The following is a 25,836-nucleotide window of genomic DNA, read 5'->3' on the forward strand; positions in this document are numbered from 1 at the left end:
GTCAGGGCTTCTCCGATCCGGTCAGGCGTTGCAGCGTGCGCAGCAGGGTGGTGTTCTCCGGGTCGCTCTTGAGCGCCTCGGCCCACACCTTGCGTGCCTCGCGCTGCTTGCCGCGCACCCAGAGCACTTCACCCAGGTGTGCGGCGATTTCTGCGTCGGGCATCTTGTCCATGGCCAGGCGAAGCAGGCGCTCGGCCTCTGCCAGGTTGCCCATGCGGTAGTTCACCCAGCCCAGACTATCGATGACCGCCGCGTCGTCCGGACTCAGTTGATAGGCCTGCTCGATCAGGCGGCGGGCTTCCTCGTAGCGGTTGGTGCGATCGGCCAGCGTGTAGCCCAGGGCGTTGAGGGCCATGGCGTTGTCCGGTTCCTGTTCGAGGATGAAGCGCAGGTCGCGCTCCAGTTGCGCCAGGTCACCGCGCTTCTCGGCCAGCATGGCCCGGCTGTAGAGCAGGTTGAGGTCGCCGGGATATTCGGCGAGGGCCTGGTCGATCAGGCGGCTGGCGCGTTGCGGCTGGTTGTTGCGCCCCCAGGCTTCGGCTTCGATCAGGTAGAGCTGCACCGCGTATTCCGGATAGCTGGCGCGGGCTTCGCGCAGCAGGCGCGCCGCCTCGCTGCCTTGCTGGCGTTCGAACAGCAGCGTGCTCTGGCGCGCCAGCGCGGGCAGGTACTCATTGCCCGGCTCGATCTGGGCATAGGCCTCCAGAGCCTCCTCGGGTTCGCCGAGCTCCTCGTAGACGCGCCCCAGATGCAGCAGAGCAGCGTTGCGATGAGCGTCGCGTTCGAGCAGCTCTTCCAGCAATTCACGGGCACCCTGCCAGTCTTCGATTTCCATGCTGACCAGGGCCAGGGAGAAGCGCAGGTCGTCGTCTTCCGGGTGCTGCTCCAGCAGTTCCGAGAACGCCTTGTGCGCCTCGGGTAGCTTGCGCTGGTCGACCAGCAGGCGTGCCTCGGCCAGGCGCAGGCGCTTGTCGTCCGGGTGCTGGCGGATGCCCTTGTGCAGCAGCGGCAGGGCTTCGTCGCCGCGATCCAGGCTCTGCAACAGCCGGGCGCGCAGCAGCAGGGCGCCGACGTCACCCTTGCGCAGCGCCGGGTGGTCGAGCAGCGCCAGAGCCTCTTCGGGCTTGCCGTCCTGCTGCAGCAGCAGGGCCTGGCCGAACAGCAGCTGGGCGTTGTCCGGGTACTTCTGCAGCAACTGATCGAAGCTGGTCATCAGCCCGGCGCGGGTGTCCGGGTCGGTCTCCGCCGCGGACAGCGCGAGGAAGTCGAAGTGCGGATTGCCCTTGTGGCGCAGGATGTTCTCCATGTGCACGAGGGATTGCTCGAAGCGCCCGGCACGGGCCAGCTGGATGGCTGCGGCGCGCTGTGCCTCGATATTGCTCGGGTCGCTGTCAGCCCAGATGAGTGCGCTGTCGAGGGCCGCCTGGGTGGCGCCCAGGTACTCGGAGATGCGGTAGGCGCGCTCGGCCACGCCGGGGTCGCGGGTGGCATGGGCTTCGCGCAGGTAGTTGGCCAAGGCGATGTCGAAGCGGCCGCGCTGGCCGGCCAGTTCGGCGGTCAGCAGCGCAAACAGGGTGTCCGGCGTGAACGAGGCATATTCCACCGGCTCGGGTGCGGCGGCGGTTTCAGGCTCGGTGCTGCGCGAGGCGGAGGGCAGTGTCTGGCAGCCCAGGAGCATGAGGCCGGCCAACAGCGTGACGAATATCTTCATGGAGGGGTAACTCACCTGCTTTGCGCCATCATGACACAGGCCTGCCGGCAAGCCCATCGGCGGGGCAGGGTGGATGGGAGTTGTTCAAACACGGGCGACATAGGAGAATTGCGCGCTTCCCTGATCCGACCTAAGACGTGCATGGCCTTCCTCGCCCTTGGTATCAACCACAAGACCGCTTCCGTGGACATCCGCGAGCGGGTGGCGTTCACGCCCGAGCAGATGGTCGAGGCGCTCCAGCAGCTCTGCAGCGTGACGCCGAGCAGTGAAGCGGCGATTCTCTCGACCTGCAACCGCAGCGAGTTGTATCTGCACCAGGACTGCCTGCAGGCCGACCGGGTCCTGCAATGGCTGGCCGATTACCACCGCCTGAGCCTAGACGAGCTGCGCCAGTGTGCCTACGTGCATGCCGACGAGCAGGCCGTGCGCCACATGATGCGCGTGGCGTCCGGGCTGGATTCGCTGGTGCTCGGCGAGCCGCAGATCCTCGGCCAGATGAAATCCGCCTACGCGGTGGCCCGTGAGGCGGGCACCATCGGCCCGCTGCTGGGTCGCCTGTTCCAGGCCACCTTCAGCACCGCCAAGACCGTCCGCACCGACACCGCCATCGGCGAGAACCCGGTGTCCGTGGCCTTTGCCGCCGTCAGCCTGGCGAAGCAGATCTTCAGTCGGCTGGAGAACAGCCAGGCGCTGCTGATCGGCGCCGGCGAAACCATCACCCTGGTCGCCCGCCACCTGCACGAGCAGGGCGTCAAGCGCATCGTGGTGGCCAACCGTACCCTGGAGCGCGCCCGCACCCTGGCCGACGAGCTCGGCGCCCGCGCGGTGCTGCTCTCCGAGATTCCCGATGAGCTGGTCCACAGCGACATCGTCATCAGTTCCACCGCCAGCCAGCTGCCGATCCTCGGCAAGGGCGCCGTCGAGCGCGCGCTGAAGCTGCGCAAGCACAAGCCGATGTTCATGGTCGACATCGCCGTGCCGCGCGACATCGAGCCGCAGGTCGGCGAGCTGGAGGACGTATACCTCTACACCGTGGACGACCTCCACGAGGTGGTGGAGGAAAACCTCAAGAGCCGCCAAGGCGCGGCGCGCGCCGCCGAGGATCTGGTATCGCTGGGCGCCGACGAGTTCATGGCCCGTCTGCGCGAACTGGCCGCCGTGGACGTCCTCAAGGCCTACCGGCAGCAGGCCGAGCGCCTGCGCGACGAGGAACTGGCCAAGGCCCAGCGCCTGCTGCAGAACGGCGGCAGCGCCGAAGACGTGCTCGCCCAGCTGGCCCGCGGCCTGACCAACAAGCTGCTGCACGCGCCGAGCGTGCAGCTCAAGCGGCTCAGTGCCGACGGTCGCCTGGATGCGCTGGCCGTGGCCCAGGAGCTGTTTGCCCTCGACGAGACGAAGAAATGAAGGCATCCCTTCTGAAGAAGCTGGAAGGGCTTCAGGACCGCTACGAAGAGCTCACCGCGCTGCTCGGCGACGCCGAAGTGATCGGCAACCAGAACCAGTTCCGCGCCTATTCCAAGGAATACGCCGAGGTGGAGCCGGTGATCCTCGCCTACCGGGATTTCTGCAAGGTGCAGTCCGACCTGGATGGCGCGCGGGAAATGCTCAAGGACAGCGATCCGGAGCTGCGCGCGATGGCCGAGGAAGAGGTCGAGCAGGCGCGCGCCGAGCTGGAGACACTGGAGGATCGCCTGCAGCGCATGCTGTTGCCGCGCGACCCCAACGACAGCCGCAACGTGTTCCTGGAAGTGCGCGCCGGCACCGGCGGCGACGAGGCGGCGATCTTTGCTGGCGACCTGTTCCGCATGTATTCGCGCTATGCCGAGAAGCAGGGCTGGCGCATCGAAATCCTCTCCGAGAACCCCGGCGAGCACGGCGGCTACAAGGAAATCATCACCCGCGTCGAGGGTGACGACGTGTACGCCAAGCTCAAGTTCGAGTCTGGCGCGCACCGCGTGCAGCGCGTGCCGGAAACCGAATCCCAGGGCCGCATCCATACCTCGGCTTGCACCGTGGCGGTTCTGCCCGAGCCGGATGAGCAGGCGGCCATCGAGATCAACCCGGCGGATTTGCGCGTCGACACCTACCGCTCCTCCGGCGCCGGCGGCCAGCACGTCAACAAGACCGAATCGGCGATCCGCATCACCCACCTGCCTACCGGCATCGTGGTCGAGTGCCAGGAAGAGCGTTCGCAGCACAAGAACCGCGCCAAGGCCATGGCCTGGCTGGCGGCCAAGCTGCAGGACCAGCAGGACGCCGCCGCCCACAAGGAAATTTCCGACACCCGCAAGCTGCTGGTGGGTTCGGGCGACCGTTCCGAGCGCATCCGCACCTATAACTTCCCGCAGGGCCGGGTCACCGACCACCGCATCAACCTGACCCTGTATTCCCTGGGCGAAGTGATGGCCGGCGCGGTCGAACAGGTGATCGAGCCGCTGCGTCAGGAATTCCAGGCCGACCAGCTGGCGGCGCTGGGGGATTAAGCACGGCGCTTTTGTGGCAGCGGACTTGTCCGCGATGCGGTGAGCACCGAAGCCAAAAGCTCGCGAATGAATTCGCTCCCACAGAGCGGCCACGGCCGCAGAGGAGTTTTCCTGTCGAATGCCCACCCTCCAATCCCTGCTCGAAGCCGCCGATCTGCCCGACTCGCCCAGCCCGCGCCTGGACGCCGAGCTGCTGCTCGCCCATGTGCTGGGCAAGCCGCGCAGCTTCCTGCGCACCTGGCCGGAACACAAACCCGACGCCGAGCAATACGCGGCCTTCGAACGCCTGCTGCAACGCCGCCGCGCTGGCGAGCCGGTGGCCTACCTGCTGGGACGCCAGGGTTTCTGGAGCCTCGATCTGGAAGTCTCCCCCGACACGCTGATTCCCCGCCCCGACACCGAGCTGCTGGTGGAAACCGCCCTGCAACTGGCGCCGGCCACGCCGCTGGAGGTGCTCGACCTGGGCACCGGCACCGGCGCCATCGCCCTGGCCCTGGCCGCCGAGCGGCCGGCCTGGCGGGTGACCGGCGTGGATCGCGTCGACGCGGCCGTGGCGCTGGCTGCTCGCAATGGCCAGCGCCTGGGCCTGTCCAACGCGCGCTTCCAGCTCAGCCACTGGTTCGATGGCCTGGACGAGCAGCGCTTTGCGCTGATCGTCAGCAATCCGCCCTACATCGCCGCCGCCGACCGCCACCTGGGCGAGGGCGACGTGCGCTTCGAGCCGGCCAGCGCGCTGGTGGCCGGGGCGGACGGGCTGGACGACATTCGCTCGATCATCGCGCTGGCGCCCCGGCACCTGCTGCCCGGTGGCTGGCTGCTGCTGGAGCACGGCTACGATCAGGCCGAGGCGGTGCGCGCGCTGCTCAGCGCCGCCGGCTTCACCCGGGTGGAAAGCCGCCGCGACCTGGGCAATCACCAACGCATCAGTCTGGGTTGCTGGGAGGCTGAATGACCGAATTGAACGACCAGGAACTGCTGCGCTACAGCCGGCAGATTCTCCTCAGGCAGATCGATATCGAGGGCCAGCTGCGCCTCAAGCAAGGGCGGGTGCTGATCGTCGGCCTCGGCGGGCTGGGCTCGCCGGTGGCGTTGTACCTGGCCGCCGCCGGGGTGGGCGAGCTGCACCTGGCGGACTTCGACCAGGTGGACCTGACCAACCTGCAGCGCCAGATCATCCACGACAGCCACAGCCTGGGCGTCGCCAAGGTCGACTCGGCCATCGCCCGGCTGACCGCGCTCAACCCTGAGGTGCGTCTGGTGGCGCATCGCGCCGCGCTGGATGCCGATTCGCTGGCCGCCGCCGTGGCAGCGGTGGACGTGGTGGTGGACTGCTGCGACAACTTCGCCACCCGCGAGGCGGTCAATGCCGCCTGCGTGTCGGCCGGCACGCCGCTGGTCTCCGGCGCGGCGATCCGCCTGGAAGGGCAACTGGCGGTGTTCGATCCGCGCGGCGCCGACAGTCCCTGCTACCACTGCCTGTACGGCCATGGCAGCGAGGCGGAACTGACCTGCAGCGAGGCCGGCGTGATCGGTCCGCTGGTCGGCCTGGTCGGCAGCCTGCAGGCGCTGGAAGCCCTCAAGCTGCTGGCCGGCTTCGGCGAGCCGCTGATTGGCCGACTGCTGCTGATCGACGCGCTGGGCAGCCGCTTCCGCGAGCTGAAGGTGCGCCGCGATCCGGCCTGTGCGGTGTGCGGAGGACGGCATGGCCAGTGAGGCGCCAGTCGGCGTGTTCGACTCCGGGGTCGGCGGCATATCGGTGCTGCGCGAGATCCAGGCGCGCCTGCCCAACGAGTCGCTGCTTTACGTGGCGGACAGCGGCTTCGTGCCCTACGGCGAGAAAAGCCCGGAGTTCATCCGCGCGCGCAGCCGCGCCATTACCGAGTTCCTGCTCGACCAAGGCTGCAAGGCGCTGGTGGTGGCCTGTAACACCGCCACCGCGGCGGCGGTCGCCGAACTGCGCGGAACCTGGCCCGAGTTGCCCATCGTCGGCATGGAGCCGGCGGTCAAGCCAGCGGCCAGCGCTACGCGCAGTGGCGCGGTGGGGGTGCTGGCCACCACCGGCACGCTGAAGAGCGCCAAGTTCGCCGCGCTGCTGGACCGCTTCGCCCACGATGTGCGGGTGGTCACCCAGCCCTGTCCGGGCCTGGTGGAATGCGTGGAAAGCGGCGCGTTGCAGAGCGAGGAAACCCGCGCGCTGCTGCAGGGCTACGTGGCCCCGCTGCTGGAGGCCGGCTGCGACACGCTGATCCTCGGTTGCACCCACTATCCCTTCCTCAAGCCGCTGCTGCGCCAGCTGGTGCCCGAGTCGGTGAGCCTGATCGATACCGGCGAAGCGGTGGCGCGTCAGCTGCATCGCCTGCTGGCGGCCCGCGACCTGCTGGCCGCCGGCCCGGCCGCGCCGGCGCGCTTTCACACCAGTGGCGATCCCGAGGCGCTGCGCCGGGTGTTGCCGGTGCTCTGGCCGCATGCGGCGCGGCTCGAGGCGCTGCCGGTGGAACTCGGCGCGGCCTGAGTCTTCAGATGACGGGAAGTCCCAGCAAACGAGGACATTCCCGATGCGCAACGGATTACCCCTGGTGGCGGCATTTGCCCTGGCCGCGGCCACCTCCCCGGCAGCCCAGGCCGTGGATCTGACCCTGTCGGTCGGAGAGAGCCACGACTCCACGACGGTCGTGCGAATTGCCCTGGAATCGAGCTTCTCCCGCAGCTGGTGGCAAACCTCCACCGGACGACTGACCGGCTACTGGGACGCCGGTTACACCTGGTGGGAGGGCGACCTGACCTCCGACAACCACAGCCTGTCGTTGGCGCCGGTGTTCGTCTATGAATTCGCCGGCGAACGGCTACGGCCGTTCATCGAGGTGGGCATCGGTGTGGCGGTATTCGCCGACACGCAGATCGAGGACCGCGACCTGGGATCGATGTTCCAGTTCGAGGACCGCATCGGCGTCGGTCTGCGCTTTGGCCAAGGACATACTCTGGGTCTGCGTGCCATCCACTATTCCAACGCGGGCATCAAGAATCCCAACGACGGAGCGGAGGTCTACAGCCTGTATTACCGGTTGCCGCTGTAGGGGAAAGGGCGCACCGCTGGCAGGGAGAGAAGGCCTCTCCCTTGACGGGAGAGGGGGCGGGGGGAGAGGGTTGAGCACCCTACCTTCACGCACGTTCGGGAGGACTTCCCCCATGCGCATCCTGCTCACCGGCGGTACCGGTCTCATCGGTCGTCATCTCTGTCATCTCTGGCGTGCCCAGGGCCATGAGGTCTGGGTGTGGAGTCGCCGGCCGCAAGCCGTGCCGGCGATCTGCGGCGCCGGCGTGCAGGGCGTCGCCGAGCTGGTCGAGCTGGACGACCAGCCGCTGGACGCGGTGGTCAACCTGGCCGGCGCGCCCATTGCCGACCGGCCCTGGACGGCGGCACGCCGCCAGGAGCTGTGGGACAGTCGCGTCACCCTGACCGAGCAGCTGGTGGACTGGCTGGCGCGCCGCGCGCAGCGGCCGGCGGTGCTGGTCTCCGGCTCGGCCACCGGCTGGTACGGCGACGCCGGCGAGCAGCGGCTGGACGAGACGTCGCCGCCCGCCGACCAGGGCTTCGCCGCGCGCCTATGCGGCGCCTGGGAGGATGCGGCCTGCCGCGCCGAGGCGCTGGGGCTGCGCGTGGTGCGCGTGCGCACCGCGCCGGTGCTGACCCTCGACGGCGGCATGTTGCCGCGCCTGCTGCCACTGTACCGGCTCGGCCTGGGCGGGCCGCAGGGCAGCGGCCGGCAATGGATGCCCTGGATCCACCTGCACGATGAAATCGCCCTGATCGATTTTCTCGTCTCCCATCCCGACGCGAGCGGCCCGTACAATGCCTGCGCTCCGCAGGCGGTGCGCAACCGCGACTTTGCCCATGCGCTCGGTCGTGCGTTGCAGCGGCCAACCCTGCTGCGCGTGCCGGCCTTCGCCCTCAAGGGCCTTGGCGAGCTGTCCAGCCTGTTGCTCGGCGGCCAGCACCTGACGCCCCGACGCTTGCAGGAGCAGGGTTTCGCGTTTCGCTTCGCCGATCTGGATTTAGCCCTGGCCGACCTGCTCGGCCGCCATCGATAGGAAGTTGCATGACCGATCACGCGCTGTTGCTGGTCAACCTGGGGTCGCCCGAATCCACCAAGGTGGAAGATGTGCGTCGCTACCTCAACCAGTTCCTCATGGACCCCTATGTCATCGATCTGCCCTGGCCGCTGCGCCGCCTGCTGGTGTCGCTGATTCTCTGGAAGCGGCCCGCCGCGTCGGCGCATGCCTATGCTTCCATCTGGTGGGAAGAGGGCTCGCCGCTGATCGTGCTCAGCCGCCGTCTGCAGGCGGCGATGGCCGATCGCTGGAGCCACGGGCCGGTGGAGCTGGCCATGCGTTATGCCGAGCCGTCCATCGAGGGCACGCTGCGCTGCCTGGCCGAGCAGGGCGTGCGGCGCATCACCGTGGCGCCGCTGTACCCGCAGTTCGCCGACAGCACCACCACCACCGTGCTGCAGGAGATCCGCCGGGTCGTCGCACAGCATGGCTTCAGCTTCGAGCTGCAGTACCTGCCACCGTTCTTCGCTGAGGAGCCCTACCAGCAGGCGCTGCTGGCCAGCGCCAGGCCACACCTGCAGCAGGGTTTCGACCACCTGCTGCTGAGCTTCCACGGCATTCCCGAGTCGCACATCCGCAAGTTGGTCAAGGACCCGAAGCACGACCTGCGCGCGCCCAACAGCCAGGGCGTCAGCCCGGAAAACCTTGCCCTGTGCTACCGCAGCCAGTGCCAGCGCACCGCCGAGCTGTTCGCCGAGCGTGCGGGGCTCAAGGACGATCAGTGGTCGGTGTCCTTCCAGTCGCGCCTGGGGCGCAACAAGTGGATCGAACCCTACACCGAGCCCACCCTCGAAGCGCTGGCCGCCAAGGGTGTGAAGAAGCTGCTGGTCATGTGCCCGGCCTTCGTCGCCGACTGCATCGAGACCCTGGAGGAAATCGGCGACCGTGGCCGTGAAGTCTTCCAGGCCGCCGGTGGCGAGGAACTGGTGCTGGTGCCCTGCCTGAACGACCATCCGCAGTGGGCCGACGCCCTGAACCAGCTCTGCGAGCAAAAGGCCGTACCGCTGCGCTGATGCTGCGAAACCGTAGGGCGGACAACGCTTCACCTGTCCGCCAAGCGGTGCGCACGGCGCCTTCAAGTTGCCTGCCTTGGCGGACAAGAACGACGTTGTCCGCCCTACGCTCTGACGAAAGTGTGTCGGTTCTAAAGGCCCCGGCACGCCCTTTGCTTCGCGGCCTGACTACCGCCTGTTTCGTGACGGTTTCTCAGGTACGCCCATGCACTCCGCGCTTCACCACCACGCCGATGCTCTTCTCGCCGATACCGACCAGCGCAGCCTGGAAGCGCGCGTGGACGAGTTGCAGGGCCGTCTGGAGCAGTTCAGCCTGCAGCGCATCCAGGAGCTGGCCGACGGCGAGCGCCTGGCTCGGCGCCTGCAGAACATCGTCGACTTGTTGCCCGGTGGCGTGGTGGTTATCGACGGTCACGGCCGCGTGCGCGAAGCCAACCCGGCGGCCCGCGAGCTGCTCGGCGAGCCGCTGGTCGGTGCGCTGTGGCGTGACGTGATCGCCCGCTGTTTCGCGCCGCGCAAGGACGACGGCCACGAGATTTCCCTGCGCAACGGCCGACGCGTGTCGCTGGCCACCCGCTCGCTGGAGGCTGAGCCCGGCCAACTGGTGATGCTGCAGGACATGACCGAAACGCGCCTGCTGCAGGAACAGCTGGCCCGCCACGAGCGGCTGTCCAGCCTCGGTCGCATGGTCGCCTCGCTGGCCCATCAGGTGCGCACGCCGCTGTCCGCCGCGCTGCTCTATGCCGGTCATCTCAGCGAGCGCCCTCTGCCCTTCGAACAGCAGCAGCGCTTCGCCCTGCGCATCAAGGAGCGCCTGCAGGAACTGGAGCACCAGGTGCGCGACATGCTGGTGTTCGCCCGCGGCGAGCTGCCGCTGTCCGACCGCCTGGCCCCGCGCGAGCTGTTCGACGCCCTGCGCGCCGCTGCCGATTCGCATATCGAGGGCCTGCAGGTGCGCTGGCAATGCGACGCGCGCGGCGGCGAGCTGCTGTGCAACCGCGACACCCTGGTCGGCGCCATCCTCAACCTGGTCAACAACGCCGTGCAGGCCGGCGGCCCGCAGGTGCGGCTGAAGATCCACCTGGTGCGCCGGGGCGACACCCTGCGCCTGACCGTCAGCGACAGCGGCCCGGGCATCGAGCCGGCAGTGCTGGCGCGCCTCGGCGAAGCCTTCTTTACCACCAAGACCGCCGGCACCGGCCTGGGTCTGGCGGTGGTCAAGGCGGTGGCCCGCGCCCATCGCGGCGAGCTGTTGCTGCGCTCGCGGGTCGGCCGTGGCACCTGCGCCATTTTGGAGTTGCCGCTGATCCTGGCGGCCGAAGGAGTTCAGGAGTACGCATGACTACCAAGGTTCTGCTGGTCGAAGACGACCGGGCGCTGCGCGATGCGCTGGGCGACACCCTGGAGCTGGGCGGCTACGCCTTTCGCGCCGTGGAGAACGCCGAAGAGGCGCTGCTGGCCCTGGAGCAGGACAGCTATTCGCTGGTGATCAGCGACGTGAACATGCCGGGCATGAACGGCCATCAGTTGCTGGTCGCCATCCGCCAGCGCCAGCCGCAACTGCCGGTGCTGCTGATGACCGCCTTTGGTGCCGTCGAGCGCGCCGTGGACGCCATGCGCCAGGGCGCCGCCGACTATCTGCTCAAGCCCTTCGAACCCAAGGCGCTGCTGGATCTGGTTGCGCGCCACGCCAACGGCGTGCTGACCCTGAGTGAACATGACGGCCCGGTGGCCGAGGAGCCGGCCAGCCGCCAGTTGCTGGAACTGGCCGCCCGGGTGGCGCGCAGCGATTCCACCGTACTGATCTCCGGCGAATCCGGTACCGGCAAGGAAGTGCTGGCCCGCTACATCCACCAGTGCTCGCCGCGCGCCGGCAAGGCCTTCGTGGCCATCAACTGCGCGGCGATTCCGGACAACATGCTGGAAGCCACCCTGTTCGGCCATGAGAAGGGCGCCTTCACCGGCGCCATCGCCGCCCAGCCGGGCAAGTTCGAGCTGGCCGATGGCGGCACCATCCTGCTCGATGAAATCTCCGAGATGCCCCTGGGCCTGCAAGCCAAGCTGCTGCGCGTGTTGCAGGAGCGCGAAGTGGAACGGGTCGGCGCGCGCAAGCCGATGCCGCTGGACATCCGCGTGCTGGCCACCACCAACCGCGACCTGCAGGGCGAAGTGGCGGCCGGGCGTTTCCGCGAAGACCTCTATTACCGCCTCTCGGTGTTCCCGCTGGCCTGGCGGCCGCTGCGCGAGCGTCCGGCGGACATCCTGCCGCTGGCCGAGCGCCTGTTGGTCAAGCACGCCAGCAAGATGCGCCTGCCGCCGGTGAAGCTCTCGCCCGAGTCGGCCGATTGCCTGCGCCGGCATCCCTGGCCGGGCAACGTGCGCGAGCTGGACAACGCCATCCAGCGTGCGCTGATCCTGCAGCAGAACAACCTGATCCAGCCCCACGACCTGTGCCTGGACATGCCCATCGGCCTGGCGCCGCTGCCGGCTGCCGCGCCTGCGCCGGTGGCGGCAGCGGCGCCCGTGGCAACGTCCCTGCCGCCGCTGGCGGAAGAGGGCGGCGACGCCGGCGCGCTGGGCGAAGACCTGCGCCGCCGCGAGTTCGAGCTGATCCTCGATACCCTGCGCAGCGAGCGCGGTCGCCGCAAGGAAACCGCCGAGCGCCTGGGCATCAGCCCGCGCACCCTGCGCTACAAGCTGGCGCAGATGCGCGACGCCGGGCTGGATGTCGAGGCCTATCTGTTCGGGTAGGCCCACAGGTTTGGGCGGCGTCGCGACCACCCGCCCTTGGCACCCACCGGCCGGCGGCATAGACTGCGCGCCTTTCAAGCCCAGCCTTTCGTAATTGCCATGGCCGCCAAAGTCCAACCCTTCTGGAAACGCAAGACCCTCGCCGAACTGGACCAGGAGGAGTGGGAGTCGCTGTGCGATGGCTGCGGCCTGTGCTGCCTGCAGAAGCTCGAGGACGAGGACGACGGCAGCGTCTACTACACCCGCATCGCCTGCAAGCTGCTGGACCTGAAGAGCTGCCGCTGCACCGATTACGCCAATCGCCGCGCGCATGTACCGGACTGCATCCAGCTGACCCCGGCGCGCACCGACGAATTCAAGTGGCTGCCGCCCACCTGCGCCTACCGCCTGGTGGCCGAGGGCAAGGACCTGCTGCCCTGGCACCCGCTGGTCTGCAACGACCCCGATGCGGTACACCACGCCGGCATCTCCCTGTCCGGCAAGATGCTCAGCGAAACCGCCGTCGCCGATGAGGACTGGGAACAGCACCTGATTTTCCGCGCCGGTTGAGGTCGAAGCGGTTGATCCGCTTTACTGTCCCCCTCTCTTGCGCAGGAAGCCGCCATGCTTGCTCGTTCCACACTGTTGCTGTCCGTTCTGCTGACCGTGCTGCCGGCCTGGGCAGCCAAGGTCGACCTGGATTACCGGGTGAAATTCCTCCCCGCCGAGGACCAGGCCGAGGTCAGCCTGACCGTGGAGAAGGGCGAGGCCGTGCACCTGCTGGACTTCAACCTGGGCGAGGCCACCACCTTCAGTGACTTCCAGGCCGATGGCCAGTGGAGCCTGGCGGACGGGCGCGGCAGATGGCAGCCGTCCAGCGGCAAGGCCAGCCTGCGCTACCGGGTGCGCATCAGCAACCAGCGCAGTTCCGGCAGCTACGACGCCCGCATGACCGAGGACTGGGTCCTGATGCGTGGCGACGATCTGGTGCCGCCGGCGCGTGCCTCGCTGCGCGACGGGGTGGAGCTGATCTCGCGGCTGCAGTTCGACCTGCCGGAGGGTTGGAAGAGCGTCGAGACCGGCTGGACCCGGATCGGCAAGCAGCGTTTCCGCGTCGACAACCCCTCGCGCAATTTCGACCGTCCCACTGGCTGGCTGATCGCCGGCAAGCTGGGCACCCGCCGCGAGCGCCTCGGTCTGAGTGAAATCACCGTGGCCGCGCCGCTTGATCAGGGCATGCGGCGCATGGACATCCTTACCCTGCTGACCTTCGTCTGGCCGCAGGTGCAGCAGCTGTTCCAGCGCGATCCGGCCAAGCTGCTGATCGTCGGTGGCGGCGAGCCCATGTGGCGGGGCGGCCTGTCCGGTCCCAACTCGCTGTTCATGCACGCCGACCGGCCGCTGGTCAGCGAGAACGGCACCAGCTCGCTGTTGCACGAGCTGGTCCATGTCATCGCGCGTGTTACCGACCACGACAACAGTGACTGGATCAGCGAAGGCCTGGCCGAGTACTACGCCATCGAGTTGCTGCGTCGTGCCGGCGGCATGACCGAGGATCGCTATCAGCAGGTGCGCAAGCACCTGGCGGACTGGTCGAAGGATGTGAAGAGCCTGCGCGGCGAGCGGGCCAGCGGCCCGGTGACCGCCCGCGCCGTCTTGCTGCTGCAGGACCTTGATGGCGAGATCCGCAAGCGCAGCAACGGCCAGCGTTCGCTGGACGATGTCATGCGCGGCCTGATGCGCCTGGAGCGGGCCAGCACCCAGGAGTTCATCGATATCAGCGAGAACGTCATGGGCGGGCGCTCGAAGGTGCTGGACACGCGACTTCTGCGCTGAGTCGCGCCGCCGGCGTGACGTTGCTCGCGTTCTGGCACACCGGCCTGGCGGGCGGGCCGCGTTGGGCTAGCTTGCCTGCCGGGCGGCATCGGCTGCCCGCAGGACTTCAATGAAAAAGGAACTTTCCATGCGTAAACTGCTGTCCGCCCTCAGCCTGGCCCTCCTGGCCGGCACCACCTCCGTCGCCGCCCTGGCTGTCGAAGCCAGCGCCCAACCCCAGGCCGCCCAGAGCGCCCAGGTTGCCACCAAGGTGAATCTCAACACCGCCGACGCCGACACCCTGGCCCGCGAGCTGGTCGGCATCGGCGCCAGCAAGGCCGAGGCCATCATCGCCCACCGCCAGGCCCACGGCCCGTTCGCCACCGTGGATGAGCTGCTGGAAGTCAAAGGTATTGGCACTGCCATCCTGGAGAAGAACCTCAACAGGCTGAGCGTGCAGTAAGGCCACTCGTGGCACCGGAAGCCGGCCCTTGGGCCGGCTTTTTCATGGGCGGCTGGTGAGAGTCCAGCGGCGAAAACGAAAAAGCCCCGACTTGCGTCAGGGCTTTGAATTTGGCTCCGCGACCTGGACTCGACGGCGCAGCCGAACGCGCTTCAGCGCGGCCCCGAAGGGGTGAGGCCCGCAGGGCCGAATAACCTGGGACGCAGTCCCTGGTGAGAGTCCAGCGGCCAAAACGAAAAAGCCCCGACTTACGTCAGGGCTTTGAATTTGGCTCCGCGACCTGGACTCGAACCAGGGACCCAATGATTAACAGTCATTTGCTCTACCGACTGAGCTATCGCGGAACAGCGCAGCGTATCTTACTGATTCAAAACGGGAAGTCAACAGCCGTGGCTGGGGGTGGCGGGCGGCGGTTCCTTCCCGGTGAATCTGCGTTAGTCTGACTGCATGGCAGCGTCGCACCGCGCCGAGCATTTCAGGAGTCCAGCATGCATCCCCGTATCCAGGCCATCACCCTGCGGCTGATCGAACGCAGTCGACCCACGCGCGCCGCCTACCTGGCGCAGATGCGCGAGGCGGCGGACAGGGGGCCGCGGCGCAGCTCGCTGCCCTGCGCCAACCAGGCCCATGGCATGGCCGGCTGTTCCCGCTCCGACAAGCAGCGGCTGCGCCTGCCCGATCAGGCCAGCGTGGCCATCGTCTCGGCCTACAACGATGTGCTTTCCGCACACCAGCCGTACCAGTACTTCCCGGCGATCATCAAGGGCGCGCTGGACGAGATTGGCTCGGTGGGCCAGTTCGCCGGCGGTGTGCCGGCCATGTGCGATGGCGTGACCCAGGGTGAGGCGGGCATGGAACTGAGCCTTGCCAGCCGCGAAGTCATCGCCATGTCCACTGCCGTGGCGCTGTCCCACAACCTGTTCGACGCGGCGCTGTGCCTGGGCATCTGCGACAAGATCGTCCCCGGCCTGCTGCTCGGTGCACTGCGCTTCGGTCACCTGCCGGTGATCTTCATTCCCGGCGGGCCGATGCCCTCCGGGCTGTCCAACGAGAAGAAAGCCGCGGTGCGCCAGCTGTACGCGGAAGGCAAGGCGACCCGCGAGGAACTGCTCGAGTCGGAGATGAAGTCCTACCACAGCCCCGGCACCTGCACCTTCTACGGCACCGCCAACACCAACCAGGTGATGCTGGAGGTGATGGGCCTGCAGCTGCCCGGCTCGTCCTTCGTCACGCCCTACACGCCGCTGCGCAACGAACTGACCGCCGAGGCGGCGCGGCAGGTCACCCGCCTGACGCGGCACAGCGGCAGCTACCTGCCGCTGTGCGAGATCGTCGACGAGAAGAGCATCGTCAATGCGGTGGTCGCGCTGCTGGCCTCCGGCGGCTCGACCAACCACAGCCTGCACATCCCGGCCATCGCCCGCGCCGCCGGCATCCTGCTGGACTGGCAGGACATGACCGAGCTGTCCGCCGTGGTGCCCACCCTCGCCCGGCTGTACCCCAACGGCAGTGCCGACGTGAACCATTTCCACGCGGCCGGCGGCACGCCGTTCCTGATGGCCACGCTGCTGGACGCCGGCTTGCTGCACGCCGATGTCAACACGGTGATGGGGCAGGGCCTGCACGCCTACCGCCAGGAACCGTATCTGCTCAGTCAGACCCTCGAGCTGGCCTGGCGACCGGCGCCGGCGGCGAGCCTGGACGAGAACGTCCTGCGCCCGGTGGCCCGACCCTTCGCCGCCGAGGGCGGCCTGCGCCTGATGGAGGGCAACCTGGGGCGCGGCATCATGAAGATCTCCGCCGTCGCGCCCGAGCACCGCGTGGTGCAGGCGCCGGCGCGGGTCTTTGCCGACCAGGCCGAACTGGCTGCCGCCTTCCAGGCTGGTGAGCTGGAGCGCGATTTCGTCGCCGTGGTGCGCTTCCAGGGGCCGCGCGCCAATGGCATGCCCGAGCTGCACAAGCTCACGCCGTTCCTCGGCGTGCTGCAGGACCGTGGCTACAAGGTGGCGCTGGTCACCGACGGGCGCATGTCCGGCGCCTCCGGCAAGGTGCCGGCGGCGATCCACCTGTATCCCGAGGCCCATGAGGGCGGCCCGCTGGCGCGGCTGCGTGACGGGGATATCATCCGCGTGGACGGCGAGCAGGGGCGCGTGGAGGTGCTGCTGGACGAGGCCGAATGGCAGTCCCGCTCACCGCTGGCGCCGCCGCCGGACCATGGCGTGGGCAGCGGCCGCGAGCTGTTTGCCTTCATGCGCGCGGCCTTCGGTCCGGCGGAGCAGGGCGCCAGCGTGTTCAGCGCCCGCCTGGAACAGTTGCGCCAAGCCTGAAAACAAGAGGAGTCGATGTGATTTATCTACTGGATCTGCCGCTCGATGTCGTGGCGCACAGCCACAGCGATGCGGCACGCAGTGCGCAGCAGCTGGCCGAAACGGTGGCCGAGGCCTTGCGCGAGGCGATTGAAAGCCATGGGCGCGCCAGCCTGGTGGTCTCGGGTGGGCGCAGCCCGGTGGCCTTCTTCCAGTGCCTGTCCCGCGCCGAGCTGGACTGGTCGCAGGTAGTGGTGAGCCTGGCCGACGAGCGCTGGGTCGATCCACGCAGCACGCAGAGTAACGAGTACCTGGTGTGCAACTATCTGCTGCAGGGGCGCGCCGCTTCGGCGTCGTTCATCGGCCTGCATCAGCCTGCCGATTCGCTGGAGGCGGCCGCCGAGGCTGCCGAGTCCGCCCTCGAGGCGCTGCCGCAACCCATCGACGTGCTGGTGCTCGGCATGGGCGAGGACGGCCACACCGCCTCGTTGTTCCCCGACAGCCCGAACCTGGCGCAGGCCCTCGATCCGGAAGGCAGCCGCCGCTGCCTGCCCATGCAGGCACCGACGGAGCCCCGCGAGCGCCTGACACTCACCGCCCCAATGCTCCTGGCTGCGCGCCACCAACTGCTAGTGATCAGCGGTACGGCGAAGGTGGAAACTCTGCGCCGCGCCATCGCCGGTAACGACGTGCGGGAAATGCCGATCCGCGCCTTCCTGCACTACCCGTTGGAAATCCACTGGCACCCCGAGTGATCGTGGGACCTGTGGGAGCGGACTTGTCCGCGAGCTTGTCCGCGAGCTTGTCCGGTGGTTGCGCCTGGCCAGCGCCCCTGGCCGGGCGCCCCTAGCCGGGTGCCCCTAGCCGGGCGCCCAAAAGCTCGCGAATGAATTCGCTCCCACAGGTTCGGTGCGGTGCCGTTTCATTGCGTGTATGATTCGCGCCCCCTATATCGGACCCGCTACACCGGGAGGTGCCCAGATGACCGATCAGAACCAAGACCAATTCCCCCAACCCGTTTCCGGCGAGAAGCTGCAGAAGGTCCTGGCGCGCCTGGGCCTCGGCTCGCGCCGTGACATCGAGGGCTGGATCAGCGCCGGACGCATCAAGGTCAACGGCCAGGTCGCCACCCTTGGCCAGCGCATCGAACCGCACGACAGTATCCAGCTGGATGACCGCATCCTGCGCCTGGACGAAGCCGCCCAGGTGGTGCGCCGCGTGCTCATCTACAACAAGCCCGACGGTGAAGTCTGCACCCGCAGCGATCCGGAAGGTCGCCCGACCGTGTTCGACCGCCTGCCGCGCCTGCAGAGCGGCCGCTGGATCAACATCGGTCGCCTCGATCTGAACACCACCGGCCTGCTGCTGTTCACCACCGACGGTGAGCTGGCCAACCGCCTGATGCACCCGTCCTACGAGATGGACCGCGAGTACGCGGTGCGTGTGCGTGGCGAGGTCACCGAAGAGATGATCGAGACCCTGAAGGCCGGCGTCATGCTCGAGGACGGTCCGGCCAAGTTCACCGACATCCAGGAAGCCCCGGGTGGCGACGGCCTGAACCGCTGGTTCCATGTGGTGGTGATGGAAGGCCGCAACCGCGAAGTACGCCGCCTGTGGGAATCCCAGGGTGTGGTGGTCAGCCGTCTGAAGCGCGTGCGCTTCGGGCCGGTGTTCCTCACCTCCGAACTGATCATGGGCCGCTGGCGCGAAATGACCCAGAAGGAAGTCGACATCCTCAGTGAGGAAGTTGGCCTGACCCCCGTGGCCTTGCCGGAAGTCACCACCAAGTTCCGCGAGCGCATGGAGCGCCTGCAGAAGAAGTCCGCCAAGCCGCTGAGCCCCAGCGAGCGCCCGGGTCGCCACAAGCCGCGCCGTGACGACGCCCGGCCCGCCCGCCCGGGGCGTTCCGAGGTGGCCGAACGTCCCGGCGACGTCAAGCGCAAGCCGCGTCCGCAGGGTGATCGTCCGTTCGACAGCGAGCGCAAGCCGCGTCCGCAAGGCGACCGTCCGTTTGCCGGTGAGCAACGCAAGCCGCGTCCGCAGGGTGATCGTCCGTTCGATAGCGAGCGCAAGCCGCGCCCGCAAGGCGACCGCCCGTTTGCCGGCGAGCAGCGCAAGCCGCGTCCGCAGGGCGAGCGCCCGTTCGACAGCGAGCGCAAGCCGCGCCCGCAAGGTGACCGTCCGGCTGCCGGTGAGCAGCGCAAGCCGCGTCCCCAGTCTGAGCGTCCGGCCGACAAGCGTCCGGCCCGTCCGAATGCCGATCGTCCGGCTCAGGGTGAGCGTCCGGCCAAGCCGCGTCCGAAGGCTCCGGTGAATCGCCGCAGCGTGCCGGCCGGCGAAGGCATGCGCCCCGGCTTCGATCGCAAGCGCTAAGCAAGCCGCCCATAAAAAAACCCGCCATCAGGCGGGTTTTTTATTTCAACCGGGATTACTGCGCGTCGAACGCCTTGCCATTCACGCCCTTGCTGTCCGGCCCCATCAGGTACAGGTACACCGGCATGATCGCTTCCGGGGTCGGCAGGGTCAGGGGGTCTTCGCCCGGGTAGGCCTTGGCGCGCATGTCGGTGCGGGTGGCGCCGGGGTTGACGCTGTTGGCGCGCACCGGGGCGATGCCGTCCACCTCGTCGGCCAGCACCTGCATCAGCCCTTCGTTGGCGAACTTGGACACCGCATAGCCACCCCAGTAGGCGCGGCCCTTACGGCCCACGCTGCTGGAGGTGAACACCACCGAGGCGTCCTCGGAGAGCTTGAGCAGCGGCAGCAGCGTGCTGGTCAGCATGAACACGGCGTTGACGTTCACCTGCATGACACGCATGAAATTGTCGCCGGACAGCTGCTCCAGCGGCGTCAGCGGACCGAGGATCGAGGCGTTGTGCAGCAAACCGTCCAGGCGGCCGAATTCGCGCTCGATGGTCGCCGCCAGTTCGTCGTACTGGTGTGGCAGGGCGGTTTCCAGATTGAACGGAATGCTCACCGGCTCGGGATGGCCGGCGGCGACGATCTCGTCGTAGACGCGATCCAGGTTTTCCTCTGTCTTGCCCAGCAGCAGCACGGTGGCACCGTGGGCGGCGTAGGCCTTGGCGGCCGCGGCGCCGATGCCGCGACCGGCGCCGGTAACCAGGATGATCCGGCCCTTGAGCAGATCGGGACGGGCGGTGTATTCGAACATGACTCGGTCTCTCTACAGAAAAGGATACGGACTCAGCAGCCGCACAGCGCCTGGTCGATGACCTTGCGCAGCTCCAGCGGGTGGTTGATCACCGCGTCGGCGCCCCAGTTGCCGGGATTGTCCTCGGGGTGGATGTAGCCGTAGCGCACCGCCACCGTGCGCGTGCCGGCGGCCTGGCCGGCCTCGATGTCGCGGCGGTCGTCGCCGACGAACAGCACGGCGGACGGCTCGATGTCCATCTGCTGGCAGGCCAGCAGCAGCATGTCCGGGTGCGGCTTGCTGCGCGGCACATGGTCCGGGCACAGCAGCACCGCCGAGCGTTCGGCGAGCCCCAGGCCGCGCATGATGGGCTCGGCGAAGCGCAGTGGCTTGTTGGTGGCCACGCCCCACACCAGCCGGGACTTTTCCAGGTCGTCCAGCAGCTCGCCCATGCCGTCGAACAGGCAGGTCTCCACGGCGCAGTGATCCTGGTAGCGCTCGAGGAATTCCTGGCGCAGCGGCTCGAAGGCTTCGTCCAGCGGCGACATGTCGAAGGTGGCGGCCACCATGGTGCGGGCACCGCCGGAGACCACGTCGCGGATCACCGCGTCCGCCACCGGCGGCAGGCCGCGCTCGCGGCGCATGGCCTGGCACACGGCGATGAAGTCCGGCGCCGTGTCCAGCAGGGTACCGTCCATGTCGAACAGAACAGCGCGCAGGCGCATCAGGCCTCCTTGAGGGTCTGGATCATGTAGTTGACGTCCACGTCGTTCTCCAGCTTGTAGTGCTTGGTGAACGGGTTGTAGGTCAGGCCGATCATGTCCTTCACTTCCAGGCCGGCGGCGCGGCTCCAGGCACCCAGCTCCGAGGGGCGGATGAACTTCTTGAAGTCATGGGTGCCACGCGGCAGCAGGCGCAGCAGGTACTCGGCGCCGAGGATGGCGAAGGCGTAGGCCTTGGGGTTGCGGTTGATGGTCGAGAAGAACACCTGGCCGCCGGGCTTGACCAGCGTGTGACAGGCGCGGATCACCGACGCCGGGTCCGGCACGTGCTCGAGCATCTCCAGGCAGGTGACCACGTCGTATTCGCCGGGCTGCTCTTCGGCCAGGGCCTCGGCGGTGATCTGTCGGTATTCCACTTCGACGCCGGATTCCAGCTGGTGCAACTGAGCGACGCCCAGCGGCGCCTCGCCCATGTCGATGCCGGTCACCGTGGCGCCCCGGCGGGCCATGGCCTCGCTGAGGATGCCGCCGCCGCAGCCGACGTCCAGCACCTTCTTGCCGGCCAGGCCGACGCGCTCGTCGATCCAGTTGACGCGCAGCGGGTTGATCTCGTGCAGCGGCTTGAACTCGCTCTCCATGTCCCACCAGCGGTGGGCGAGGGCTTCGAACTTGGCGATTTCGGCGCGATCGACGTTGCTCATGACGGTTTCCCTGAAACTGGCGCCGCAGCCGGCGGCGGAAAAAGGTCGACATGATGCCAGTTTATTCGCGGCCTTGCCCAATGCTGCGCCGCTTGTCCCGGGCGCGGCCGGAGGTCCCGTGGCCGGAACGCCGCGCCCACCGGGCGGGTCTTCCCCGCAAACACCGACGAGGATCGGCACCATGCCCCGCACCCCCGCCCATGCAGACGAAGCGGCCCTCACCGCGCTGCTGCTGCGCCACGCCGAGCCGCTGCCGGCACTGGACGATCCGGAGTTCGCCGCCGCCTTCGACCGCTTCGGCGATGCGCGGGTGGTGCTGATCGGCGAGGCGAGCCACGGCACCTCGGAGTTCTACCGCGCCCGTGCGGCCATCAGTCGCAGGCTGATCGAGCGGCATGGCTTCTCCATCGTCGCGGTGGAAGGCGACTGGCCGGACGCCGCCGCCGTGGACGCCTGGGCGCGTGGGCGAACGCTGCACGACTGGCGGCAGACGGCCTTCCGGCGCTTTCCGCTATGGATGTGGCGCAACCGTGAAGTGGACGGCTTCGTGCGCTGGCTGCGCGACTTCAACCAGGGCGCCGCACGGCCGGTGGAGTTTCGCGGGCTGGATGTCTACAGCCTGGGCGCTTCGCTGGAGGCCGTGCTGCAGTACCTGGACGGCGTGGACCCCGCCGCCGCGCAGCGCGCCCGGCAGCGCTACGGCTGCCTGACGCCGTGGCAGGACGAGCCGGCCGCCTACGGCCAGCGGGTGACCCTGGCGGGCAAGCCGTCCTGCGAACAGGCGGTGGTGGAGCAGCTGCGCGAGCTGCTGGCGCTGCGCCTGGAACGTCTGCGCGAGGACGATGAGGCGTTCTTCCACGCCGAGCGCAACGCTCGGGTGGTGTTGGCCGCCGAGCAGTACTACCGGGCCATGTACCGGGGGAGCACCGCGTCCTGGAACCTGCGCGACCGGCATATGTTCGAGACCCTCCGGGCGCTGCTGGCGCATCGCGGCCCGGACGCCAAGGCGCTGGTCTGGGCGCACAACTCGCATCTTGGCAATGCCGGCGCCACCGAGATGGGCTGGAGCGGGCAGACCAACCTGGGCGAGCTGTGCCGCACCGCCTTCGGCCACAACGCGGTGCTGATCGGTCAATCCACCGACCGGGGCACGGTGGCCGCCGCCGACAACTGGGACGAGCCGATGCAGGTCAAGTCAGTGCTGCCATCCCGCTCCGATAGCTGGGAACGGCTGTTCCTGCAGGCCGGCCAGCCCGCCGCGCTGTACGACTGGCGCGGCCCCGGGCGCGCCGAGCTGCGCGCGGCCTTGTTGGAGCCGAGGCTGGAGCGGGCCATCGGCGTCATCTACCGGCCGCGCACCGAGCGGGTCAGCCATTACTTCCATGCCGAGCTGGGCGAGCAGTTCGACGCCTGGCTGTGGTTCGAGGAAACCCGCGCGGTGACCCCGCTGCCCGGTCCGCGCGCGGCGGGTGTGCCGGACACCTGGCCGTTCGCCGAGTGAGCCGTCACGGCGGGTAGCCGGTGATCTCGCGGATGCTGCGGTACAGCGGGCGCAGCTGCCGGTACATGCGCAGGTAGACCTCGCGGTACAGGCGCTCGTAAGTCGCCGCCGCTTCGGGGTTGGGGGTGAACAACCGGCCGGGGCGGGTCATGGCGGCGATCGCCGTGGGGAAGTCCGGATGCAGGCCCAGGCCCACCGCGCAGTCGATGGCCGCGCCCAACCCGGAGGTCTCGTACAGGTGCGGACGCTCGGCCGGCAGGTTGAAGATGTCGGCGGTCAGCTGCAGGGCGGCGTCGCTCTGCGAGCCGCCGCCGGACACGCGCAGGCGCTCGATGCCCGTGCCGGAGCGCCGCTCGATGCGCTCCTTGCCCTGGCGCAGCCCGTAGGCCAGGCCTTCGAGAATGGCGCGGTACAGGTGCGCGCGGGTGTGCACGTCGCCGAAGCCGATGATCGCGCCCTTGGCCTCCAGACCCGGTTCGCGAATGCCCGGCGACCAGAACGGCTGCAGGGTCAGGCCCATGGACCCGGGCGGCACGCGCTCGACCAGTTCGTCGAACAGCGTCTCGGCCTCCACGCCCAGCTCCAGGCCGCGCTGGCGCTCCAGGTGGCCGAACTGCTCCTTGAACCAGCTGACCATCCAGAAGCCGCGAAACAGCATGACCTCGGTGTTGTAGTGATCGGGCAGCGCGGCCGGGTAGGGCGGGATCGGCCGGTTGATCTCCAGGTAGCGGGCGCGGGTGGTGTTGATGGTCGCCGTGGTGCCGTAGGACAGGCAGGCGATGCGCGGGTCCACGCCGCCGGCGCCGAGCACCTCGCAGGCCTTGTCGGCGGCCGCGGCGATCAGCGGCAGGCCCTCGGGAATGCCGGTGTGTGCGCTGGCAGCGGCAGTGATGCGGCCCAGCGCTTCGCCCGGCTTGACCAGCTCCGGCAGCATCGCCGGGGTGACCGGCAGCGCCTGCCACTTCCAGTCGCCGGGCTTAGCCCAGCGCAGGCGCTTGTAGTCGAACGGCAGGTAGGCCACGCAGCTGCCCACCGAGTCCACGAAGCGCCCGCACAGCCGGTGGGTGAGAAACCCGGAAAGCAGCAGGAACTTGTCGGTGCGCGCCCAGATCTCCGGCTGCTGGGTGGCGATCCAGTTGGCCTCGGCCTGGCTGCGGAAGTGATCGACGGTGTCCTCGACGCGCAGCGCCCGGAACAGCCAGCCCCACGGGCCGCGGATGCGCCCCTGGGGCGGGCTGCGGCGCTGGTCGAGCCAGAGAATCGCCGGACGCAGCGGCCGGCCGTCGGCGTCGACGTTGATCAGCGTGCCGCGCTGGGTGGTCAGCGACACCCCGGCGATCAGGCCGCGGTCGACGCCGGTCGCCTGCCACAGCCGCCGGCAGGCCTCGCCCAGGCTCTGCCAGTAGTACTCCGGGTCCTGCTCGGCCCAGCCGGGCTGGTCCGCGTAGTAGGGATCGAGCTCCACCTTGCCCTTGCCGAGCAGGTTGCCGGCCAGGTCGAAGAGCAGCGCGCGCACGCTCTGGGTGCCGTTGTCGATGGCCAGCAGGTAGCGGGGCGCGCTCATGGTCGGTCTCCCGGCGCGTAACTGGCCTGCCAGAGCTGCTGGTAGTCGCGCAGTTCGCGCAGCCAGCGCCCGTCGCTCCAGCCCAGGCGCGGCTGGCACAGCGCGCGGATATCGGCCAGCAGCGCGGCGCCGCCGCGCGGCAGCAGCAGGCCCAGGCGGGTGCGGCGCAGCAGCAGGTCATCCAGGTGCAGCACCAGCTCGTCCTCGCAGGCCAGCGCCAGCTCCGCCCACAGCGTCGGCGTGGCGCCGACTCGTTCGGGGCCGATTTCATCGATCAGTTCGGCCAGGCGCGGCAGGTTGGCGCCGTGGCGCCCGGCCAGGCGGCGCTGCTGGCTCCGGCACAGCCCGGGCAGCGCCACGGCGGGTGCCGGGTGAAACAGCGGAGCGTCGTCCTCGCGCAGGGTTTCCCCCCACTGCGCCGCGCAGGCGCGCAGCACCTGCAAGGCCAGCAGGCGGAAGGTGGTGAGCTTGCCGCCGGCCAGGGTCACGCAGCCGGGCTCGCTCCACAGGGCGTGCTCGCGGGGCTCGTCGGAGGGCTTGCGGGAGCTGTCGGTCGCGCCGACCACCGGGCGCACGCCGGCCCAGGTGGAGAGGATGTCGGCGTGGCGCACGCCGGCGCCGGGCAGCAGCTGGGCGCAGGCGGCCAGCAGGTAGTCGGTCTCGGCGGCGCTGATGCGCGGTTCCTGGGCCAGCGGCTGGTCGTGATCCAGATCGGTGGTGCCGATCACCGTGGCGCCTTCCCACGGGAAGACGAACACCGGGCGGCCGTCCCGGGCGTGGCGAAAACTCAGCGCCTGGGCCGCCGGCAGGCGCCAGGCCGGCAGCAGCAGGTGGCTGCCGCGCAGCGGGCGAATGTCGCGGCTGCCGCGCAACTGGTCGCTCCAGGCGCCGGTGGCCAGGGCCAGCATGCGGCTGCGCAGGGTCAGGCGTTGGCCGCGCTCGCGGTCCTCGGCGAGCAGTCCGACCACCCGCCCGCCGTCGCGCAGCAGCTCGACCACGCGCACGCCGTTGAGCGCCTCGCCACCGGCGGCGCGCGCCTCCTGCAGCACGCGCAGCACCAGTCGTGCGTCGTCGGTGACGGCGTCGCCGAAGCGGCTGGCGCCGAGCAGTGCGGGGTCGTTCAGGCCGGGCGCCAGGCAGGCCAGTTCGCCGGCCGGGTGATAGCGGCGCTGGCGCTGGCCGGCCAGGGCGTCGTAGACGCCGAGCAGGCCGCCGAACAGGCGCGGCCCGGGAAAGCGGCCCCGGTAATGTGGGAACAGGAAGGGCAGCGGCTCGACCAGCCCCGGCAGCTCGTCGAGCAACCGCTGGCGTTCGCGCACCGCGTCGCGGGTCAGCCCCAGCCGACCCTTGGCCAGGTAGCGCAGGCCGCCGTGCACCATCTTCGACGAGCGGCTGGAGGTGCCCCAGGCGAAGTCGCGCTGCTCGAGCAGCAGGCAGCGCCAGCCGCGCCGGGCGGCCTCGCGCAGGATGCCGGCGCCGGTGATGCCGCCGCCGACCACGATCAGGTCCCATTCGCTGGCGGCCAGCTCGGGCAGCAGCGCGTCGCGCCAGGCGGCGTTCCAGGCCATG

The 25,836-nt window shown here is 69.0% G+C and carries 23 protein-coding genes and 1 tRNA gene; 17 read left to right on the plus strand and 7 right to left on the minus strand.

Features of this window, described 5'->3' with window-relative positions:
• Position 1 precedes the first annotated feature (1 nt).
• Positions 2-1,711, minus strand: coding sequence for a tetratricopeptide repeat protein (locus tag PT85_RS01095; protein ID WP_039605689.1), 1,710 nt, complete (start codon positions 1,709-1,711; stop codon positions 2-4).
• 141 nt (positions 1,712-1,852) lie between these two features.
• Here PT85_RS01095 and hemA point away from each other — a divergent pair, with 141 nt between their 5' ends.
• The 13 genes from hemA (at position 1,853) to PT85_RS01160 (ending at position 14,325) form a co-directional block, all read left to right on the plus strand.
• Positions 1,853-3,115: a glutamyl-tRNA reductase gene (gene hemA / locus PT85_RS01100; RefSeq protein WP_027591804.1), complete on the plus strand. Its 1,263-nt coding sequence runs from the start codon at positions 1,853-1,855 to the stop codon at positions 3,113-3,115.
• Complete coding sequence (gene prfA, locus PT85_RS01105; RefSeq protein WP_027591805.1) at positions 3,112-4,194, plus strand: peptide chain release factor 1; 1,083 nt, start codon at positions 3,112-3,114, stop codon at positions 4,192-4,194. Before hemA ends, prfA begins: the two co-directional genes overlap by 4 nt.
• 118 nt (positions 4,195-4,312) lie before the next feature.
• Positions 4,313-5,146, plus strand: a complete 834-nt coding sequence (gene prmC / locus PT85_RS01110; protein WP_039605690.1) for a peptide chain release factor N(5)-glutamine methyltransferase — start codon at positions 4,313-4,315, stop codon at positions 5,144-5,146.
• The gene (locus tag PT85_RS01115) at positions 5,143-5,907 is read left to right on the plus strand and encodes a molybdopterin-synthase adenylyltransferase MoeB (protein ID WP_039605691.1); all 765 of its coding nucleotides are present in this window, start codon (positions 5,143-5,145) and stop codon (positions 5,905-5,907) included. The genes prmC and PT85_RS01115 overlap by 4 nt, the downstream gene beginning before the upstream one ends.
• Positions 5,897-6,706 carry a glutamate racemase gene (murI, locus tag PT85_RS01120; RefSeq protein ID WP_039560052.1) on the plus strand — a complete coding sequence of 270 codons (810 nt, stop codon included), beginning with the start codon at positions 5,897-5,899 and terminating at the stop codon, positions 6,704-6,706. Before PT85_RS01115 ends, murI begins: the two co-directional genes overlap by 11 nt.
• Positions 6,707-6,749: 43 nt before the next feature.
• Positions 6,750-7,268 carry an acyloxyacyl hydrolase gene (locus PT85_RS01125; RefSeq protein WP_039605692.1) on the plus strand — a complete coding sequence of 173 codons (519 nt, stop codon included), beginning with the start codon at positions 6,750-6,752 and terminating at the stop codon, positions 7,266-7,268.
• 112 nt (positions 7,269-7,380) lie between these two features.
• The gene (locus tag PT85_RS01130) at positions 7,381-8,283 is read left to right on the plus strand and encodes a TIGR01777 family oxidoreductase (protein WP_039605693.1); all 903 of its coding nucleotides are present in this window, start codon (positions 7,381-7,383) and stop codon (positions 8,281-8,283) included.
• 8 nt (positions 8,284-8,291) lie between these two features.
• Positions 8,292-9,317: a ferrochelatase gene (locus PT85_RS01135; protein ID WP_039605694.1), complete on the plus strand. Its 1,026-nt coding sequence runs from the start codon at positions 8,292-8,294 to the stop codon at positions 9,315-9,317.
• 205 nt (positions 9,318-9,522) lie between these two features.
• Positions 9,523-10,659 (plus strand): sensor histidine kinase, encoded by a 1,137-nt coding sequence (locus PT85_RS01140; protein WP_081798314.1) that lies wholly within the window; start codon positions 9,523-9,525, stop codon positions 10,657-10,659.
• On the plus strand, positions 10,656-12,068 hold the full coding sequence (locus PT85_RS01145; protein WP_039560055.1) for a sigma-54-dependent transcriptional regulator: 1,413 nt from the start codon (positions 10,656-10,658) through the stop codon (positions 12,066-12,068). The genes PT85_RS01140 and PT85_RS01145 overlap by 4 nt, the downstream gene beginning before the upstream one ends.
• A 99-nt stretch (positions 12,069-12,167) precedes the next feature.
• Entirely contained in the window at positions 12,168-12,617 is a 450-nt protein-coding gene (locus PT85_RS01150; RefSeq protein ID WP_027591272.1) for a YcgN family cysteine cluster protein, read from the plus strand.
• A gap of 54 nt (positions 12,618-12,671) precedes the next feature.
• Positions 12,672-13,883, plus strand: a complete 1,212-nt coding sequence (locus PT85_RS01155) for a hypothetical protein (RefSeq protein ID WP_027591271.1) — start codon at positions 12,672-12,674, stop codon at positions 13,881-13,883.
• A 127-nt stretch (positions 13,884-14,010) separates the two neighbouring features.
• Entirely contained in the window at positions 14,011-14,325 is a 315-nt protein-coding gene (locus PT85_RS01160) for a ComEA family DNA-binding protein (protein ID WP_027591270.1), read from the plus strand.
• A 268-nt stretch (positions 14,326-14,593) separates the two neighbouring features.
• Here the strand turns inward: PT85_RS01160 and PT85_RS01165 are convergent.
• Positions 14,594-14,669 (minus strand) — tRNA-Asn (locus tag PT85_RS01165).
• A 144-nt stretch (positions 14,670-14,813) separates the two neighbouring features.
• On the opposite strand from PT85_RS01165, the gene edd reads away from it, so the two are divergent.
• The 3 genes from edd to rluB all read left to right on the plus strand — a co-directional run bounded on the left by edd (position 14,814) and on the right by rluB (position 19,004).
• A complete protein-coding gene (edd, locus tag PT85_RS01170; protein WP_039605695.1) occupies positions 14,814-16,652 on the plus strand; it encodes a phosphogluconate dehydratase in 1,839 nt (612 codons plus the stop codon).
• 17 nt (positions 16,653-16,669) lie between these two features.
• Positions 16,670-17,386, plus strand: coding sequence for a 6-phosphogluconolactonase (gene pgl, locus PT85_RS01175; RefSeq protein ID WP_039562917.1), 717 nt, complete (start codon positions 16,670-16,672; stop codon positions 17,384-17,386).
• A gap of 226 nt (positions 17,387-17,612) precedes the next feature.
• Entirely contained in the window at positions 17,613-19,004 is a 1,392-nt protein-coding gene (rluB, locus tag PT85_RS01180) for a 23S rRNA pseudouridine(2605) synthase RluB (RefSeq protein WP_039605696.1), read from the plus strand.
• Between the two features lie 55 nt (positions 19,005-19,059).
• On the opposite strand, the gene PT85_RS01185 is transcribed toward rluB, so the two are convergent.
• From PT85_RS01185 to ubiG, 3 genes are read right to left on the minus strand one after another with little or no spacing between them, the layout of a single operon-like run.
• On the minus strand, positions 19,060-19,800 hold the full coding sequence (locus tag PT85_RS01185; protein WP_039605697.1) for a YciK family oxidoreductase: 741 nt from the start codon (positions 19,798-19,800) through the stop codon (positions 19,060-19,062).
• Positions 19,801-19,832: 32 nt separating this feature from the next.
• Positions 19,833-20,504 (minus strand): N-acetylmuramic acid 6-phosphate phosphatase MupP, encoded by a 672-nt coding sequence (mupP, locus tag PT85_RS01190; RefSeq protein ID WP_039605698.1) that lies wholly within the window; start codon positions 20,502-20,504, stop codon positions 19,833-19,835.
• Positions 20,504-21,202 carry a bifunctional 2-polyprenyl-6-hydroxyphenol methylase/3-demethylubiquinol 3-O-methyltransferase UbiG gene (gene ubiG, locus PT85_RS01195; protein WP_027591358.1) on the minus strand — a complete coding sequence of 233 codons (699 nt, stop codon included), beginning with the start codon at positions 21,200-21,202 and terminating at the stop codon, positions 20,504-20,506. Before ubiG ends, mupP begins: the two co-directional genes overlap by 1 nt.
• Positions 21,203-21,383: 181 nt before the next feature.
• Here ubiG and PT85_RS01200 point away from each other — a divergent pair, with 181 nt between their 5' ends.
• Positions 21,384-22,703, plus strand: coding sequence for an erythromycin esterase family protein (locus tag PT85_RS01200; protein ID WP_039605699.1), 1,320 nt, complete (start codon positions 21,384-21,386; stop codon positions 22,701-22,703).
• Between the two features lie 4 nt (positions 22,704-22,707).
• On the opposite strand, the gene PT85_RS01205 is transcribed toward PT85_RS01200, so the two are convergent.
• Together PT85_RS01205 and PT85_RS01210 are read right to left on the minus strand one after the other, a co-directional pair.
• Positions 22,708-24,267, minus strand: a complete 1,560-nt coding sequence (locus PT85_RS01205; protein ID WP_039605700.1) for an FGGY-family carbohydrate kinase — start codon at positions 24,265-24,267, stop codon at positions 22,708-22,710.
• Positions 24,264-25,835, minus strand: a complete 1,572-nt coding sequence (locus PT85_RS01210) for a glycerol-3-phosphate dehydrogenase/oxidase (protein ID WP_039605701.1) — start codon at positions 25,833-25,835, stop codon at positions 24,264-24,266. Before PT85_RS01210 ends, PT85_RS01205 begins: the two co-directional genes overlap by 4 nt.
• Position 25,836 lies beyond the last annotated feature (1 nt).

The sequence above is a fragment of the Pseudomonas flexibilis genome, from assembly GCF_000806415.1.
GTDB classification, from domain to species: Bacteria; Pseudomonadota; Gammaproteobacteria; order Pseudomonadales; family Pseudomonadaceae; genus Serpens; species Serpens flexibilis.

What these genes read in the sequence shown, in the direction of transcription:
- PT85_RS01095 (WP_039605689.1), bottom strand. Translation starts at nt 1,711, where the DNA reads ATGAAGATATTCGTCACGCTGTTGGCCGGCCTCATGCTCCTGGGCTGC.
- hemA (WP_027591804.1), top strand. Translation starts at nt 1,853, where the DNA reads ATGGCCTTCCTCGCCCTTGGTATCAACCACAAGACCGCTTCCGTGGAC.
- prfA (WP_027591805.1), top strand. Translation starts at nt 3,112, where the DNA reads ATGAAGGCATCCCTTCTGAAGAAGCTGGAAGGGCTTCAGGACCGCTAC.
- prmC (WP_039605690.1), top strand. Translation starts at nt 4,313, where the DNA reads ATGCCCACCCTCCAATCCCTGCTCGAAGCCGCCGATCTGCCCGACTCG.
- PT85_RS01115 (WP_039605691.1), top strand. Translation starts at nt 5,143, where the DNA reads ATGACCGAATTGAACGACCAGGAACTGCTGCGCTACAGCCGGCAGATT.
- murI (WP_039560052.1), top strand. Translation starts at nt 5,897, where the DNA reads ATGGCCAGTGAGGCGCCAGTCGGCGTGTTCGACTCCGGGGTCGGCGGC.
- PT85_RS01125 (WP_039605692.1), top strand. Translation starts at nt 6,750, where the DNA reads ATGCGCAACGGATTACCCCTGGTGGCGGCATTTGCCCTGGCCGCGGCC.
- PT85_RS01130 (WP_039605693.1), top strand. Translation starts at nt 7,381, where the DNA reads ATGCGCATCCTGCTCACCGGCGGTACCGGTCTCATCGGTCGTCATCTC.
- PT85_RS01135 (WP_039605694.1), top strand. Translation starts at nt 8,292, where the DNA reads ATGACCGATCACGCGCTGTTGCTGGTCAACCTGGGGTCGCCCGAATCC.
- PT85_RS01140 (WP_081798314.1), top strand. Translation starts at nt 9,523, where the DNA reads ATGCACTCCGCGCTTCACCACCACGCCGATGCTCTTCTCGCCGATACC.
- PT85_RS01145 (WP_039560055.1), top strand. Translation starts at nt 10,656, where the DNA reads ATGACTACCAAGGTTCTGCTGGTCGAAGACGACCGGGCGCTGCGCGAT.
- PT85_RS01150 (WP_027591272.1), top strand. Translation starts at nt 12,168, where the DNA reads ATGGCCGCCAAAGTCCAACCCTTCTGGAAACGCAAGACCCTCGCCGAA.
- PT85_RS01155 (WP_027591271.1), top strand. Translation starts at nt 12,672, where the DNA reads ATGCTTGCTCGTTCCACACTGTTGCTGTCCGTTCTGCTGACCGTGCTG.
- PT85_RS01160 (WP_027591270.1), top strand. Translation starts at nt 14,011, where the DNA reads ATGCGTAAACTGCTGTCCGCCCTCAGCCTGGCCCTCCTGGCCGGCACC.
- edd (WP_039605695.1), top strand. Translation starts at nt 14,814, where the DNA reads ATGCATCCCCGTATCCAGGCCATCACCCTGCGGCTGATCGAACGCAGT.
- rluB (WP_039605696.1), top strand. Translation starts at nt 17,613, where the DNA reads ATGACCGATCAGAACCAAGACCAATTCCCCCAACCCGTTTCCGGCGAG.
- PT85_RS01185 (WP_039605697.1), bottom strand. Translation starts at nt 19,800, where the DNA reads ATGTTCGAATACACCGCCCGTCCCGATCTGCTCAAGGGCCGGATCATC.
- mupP (WP_039605698.1), bottom strand. Translation starts at nt 20,504, where the DNA reads ATGCGCCTGCGCGCTGTTCTGTTCGACATGGACGGTACCCTGCTGGAC.
- ubiG (WP_027591358.1), bottom strand. Translation starts at nt 21,202, where the DNA reads ATGAGCAACGTCGATCGCGCCGAAATCGCCAAGTTCGAAGCCCTCGCC.
- PT85_RS01200 (WP_039605699.1), top strand. Translation starts at nt 21,384, where the DNA reads ATGCCCCGCACCCCCGCCCATGCAGACGAAGCGGCCCTCACCGCGCTG.
- PT85_RS01205 (WP_039605700.1), bottom strand. Translation starts at nt 24,267, where the DNA reads ATGAGCGCGCCCCGCTACCTGCTGGCCATCGACAACGGCACCCAGAGC.
- PT85_RS01210 (WP_039605701.1), bottom strand. Translation starts at nt 25,835, where the DNA reads ATGGCCTGGAACGCCGCCTGGCGCGACGCGCTGCTGCCCGAGCTGGCC.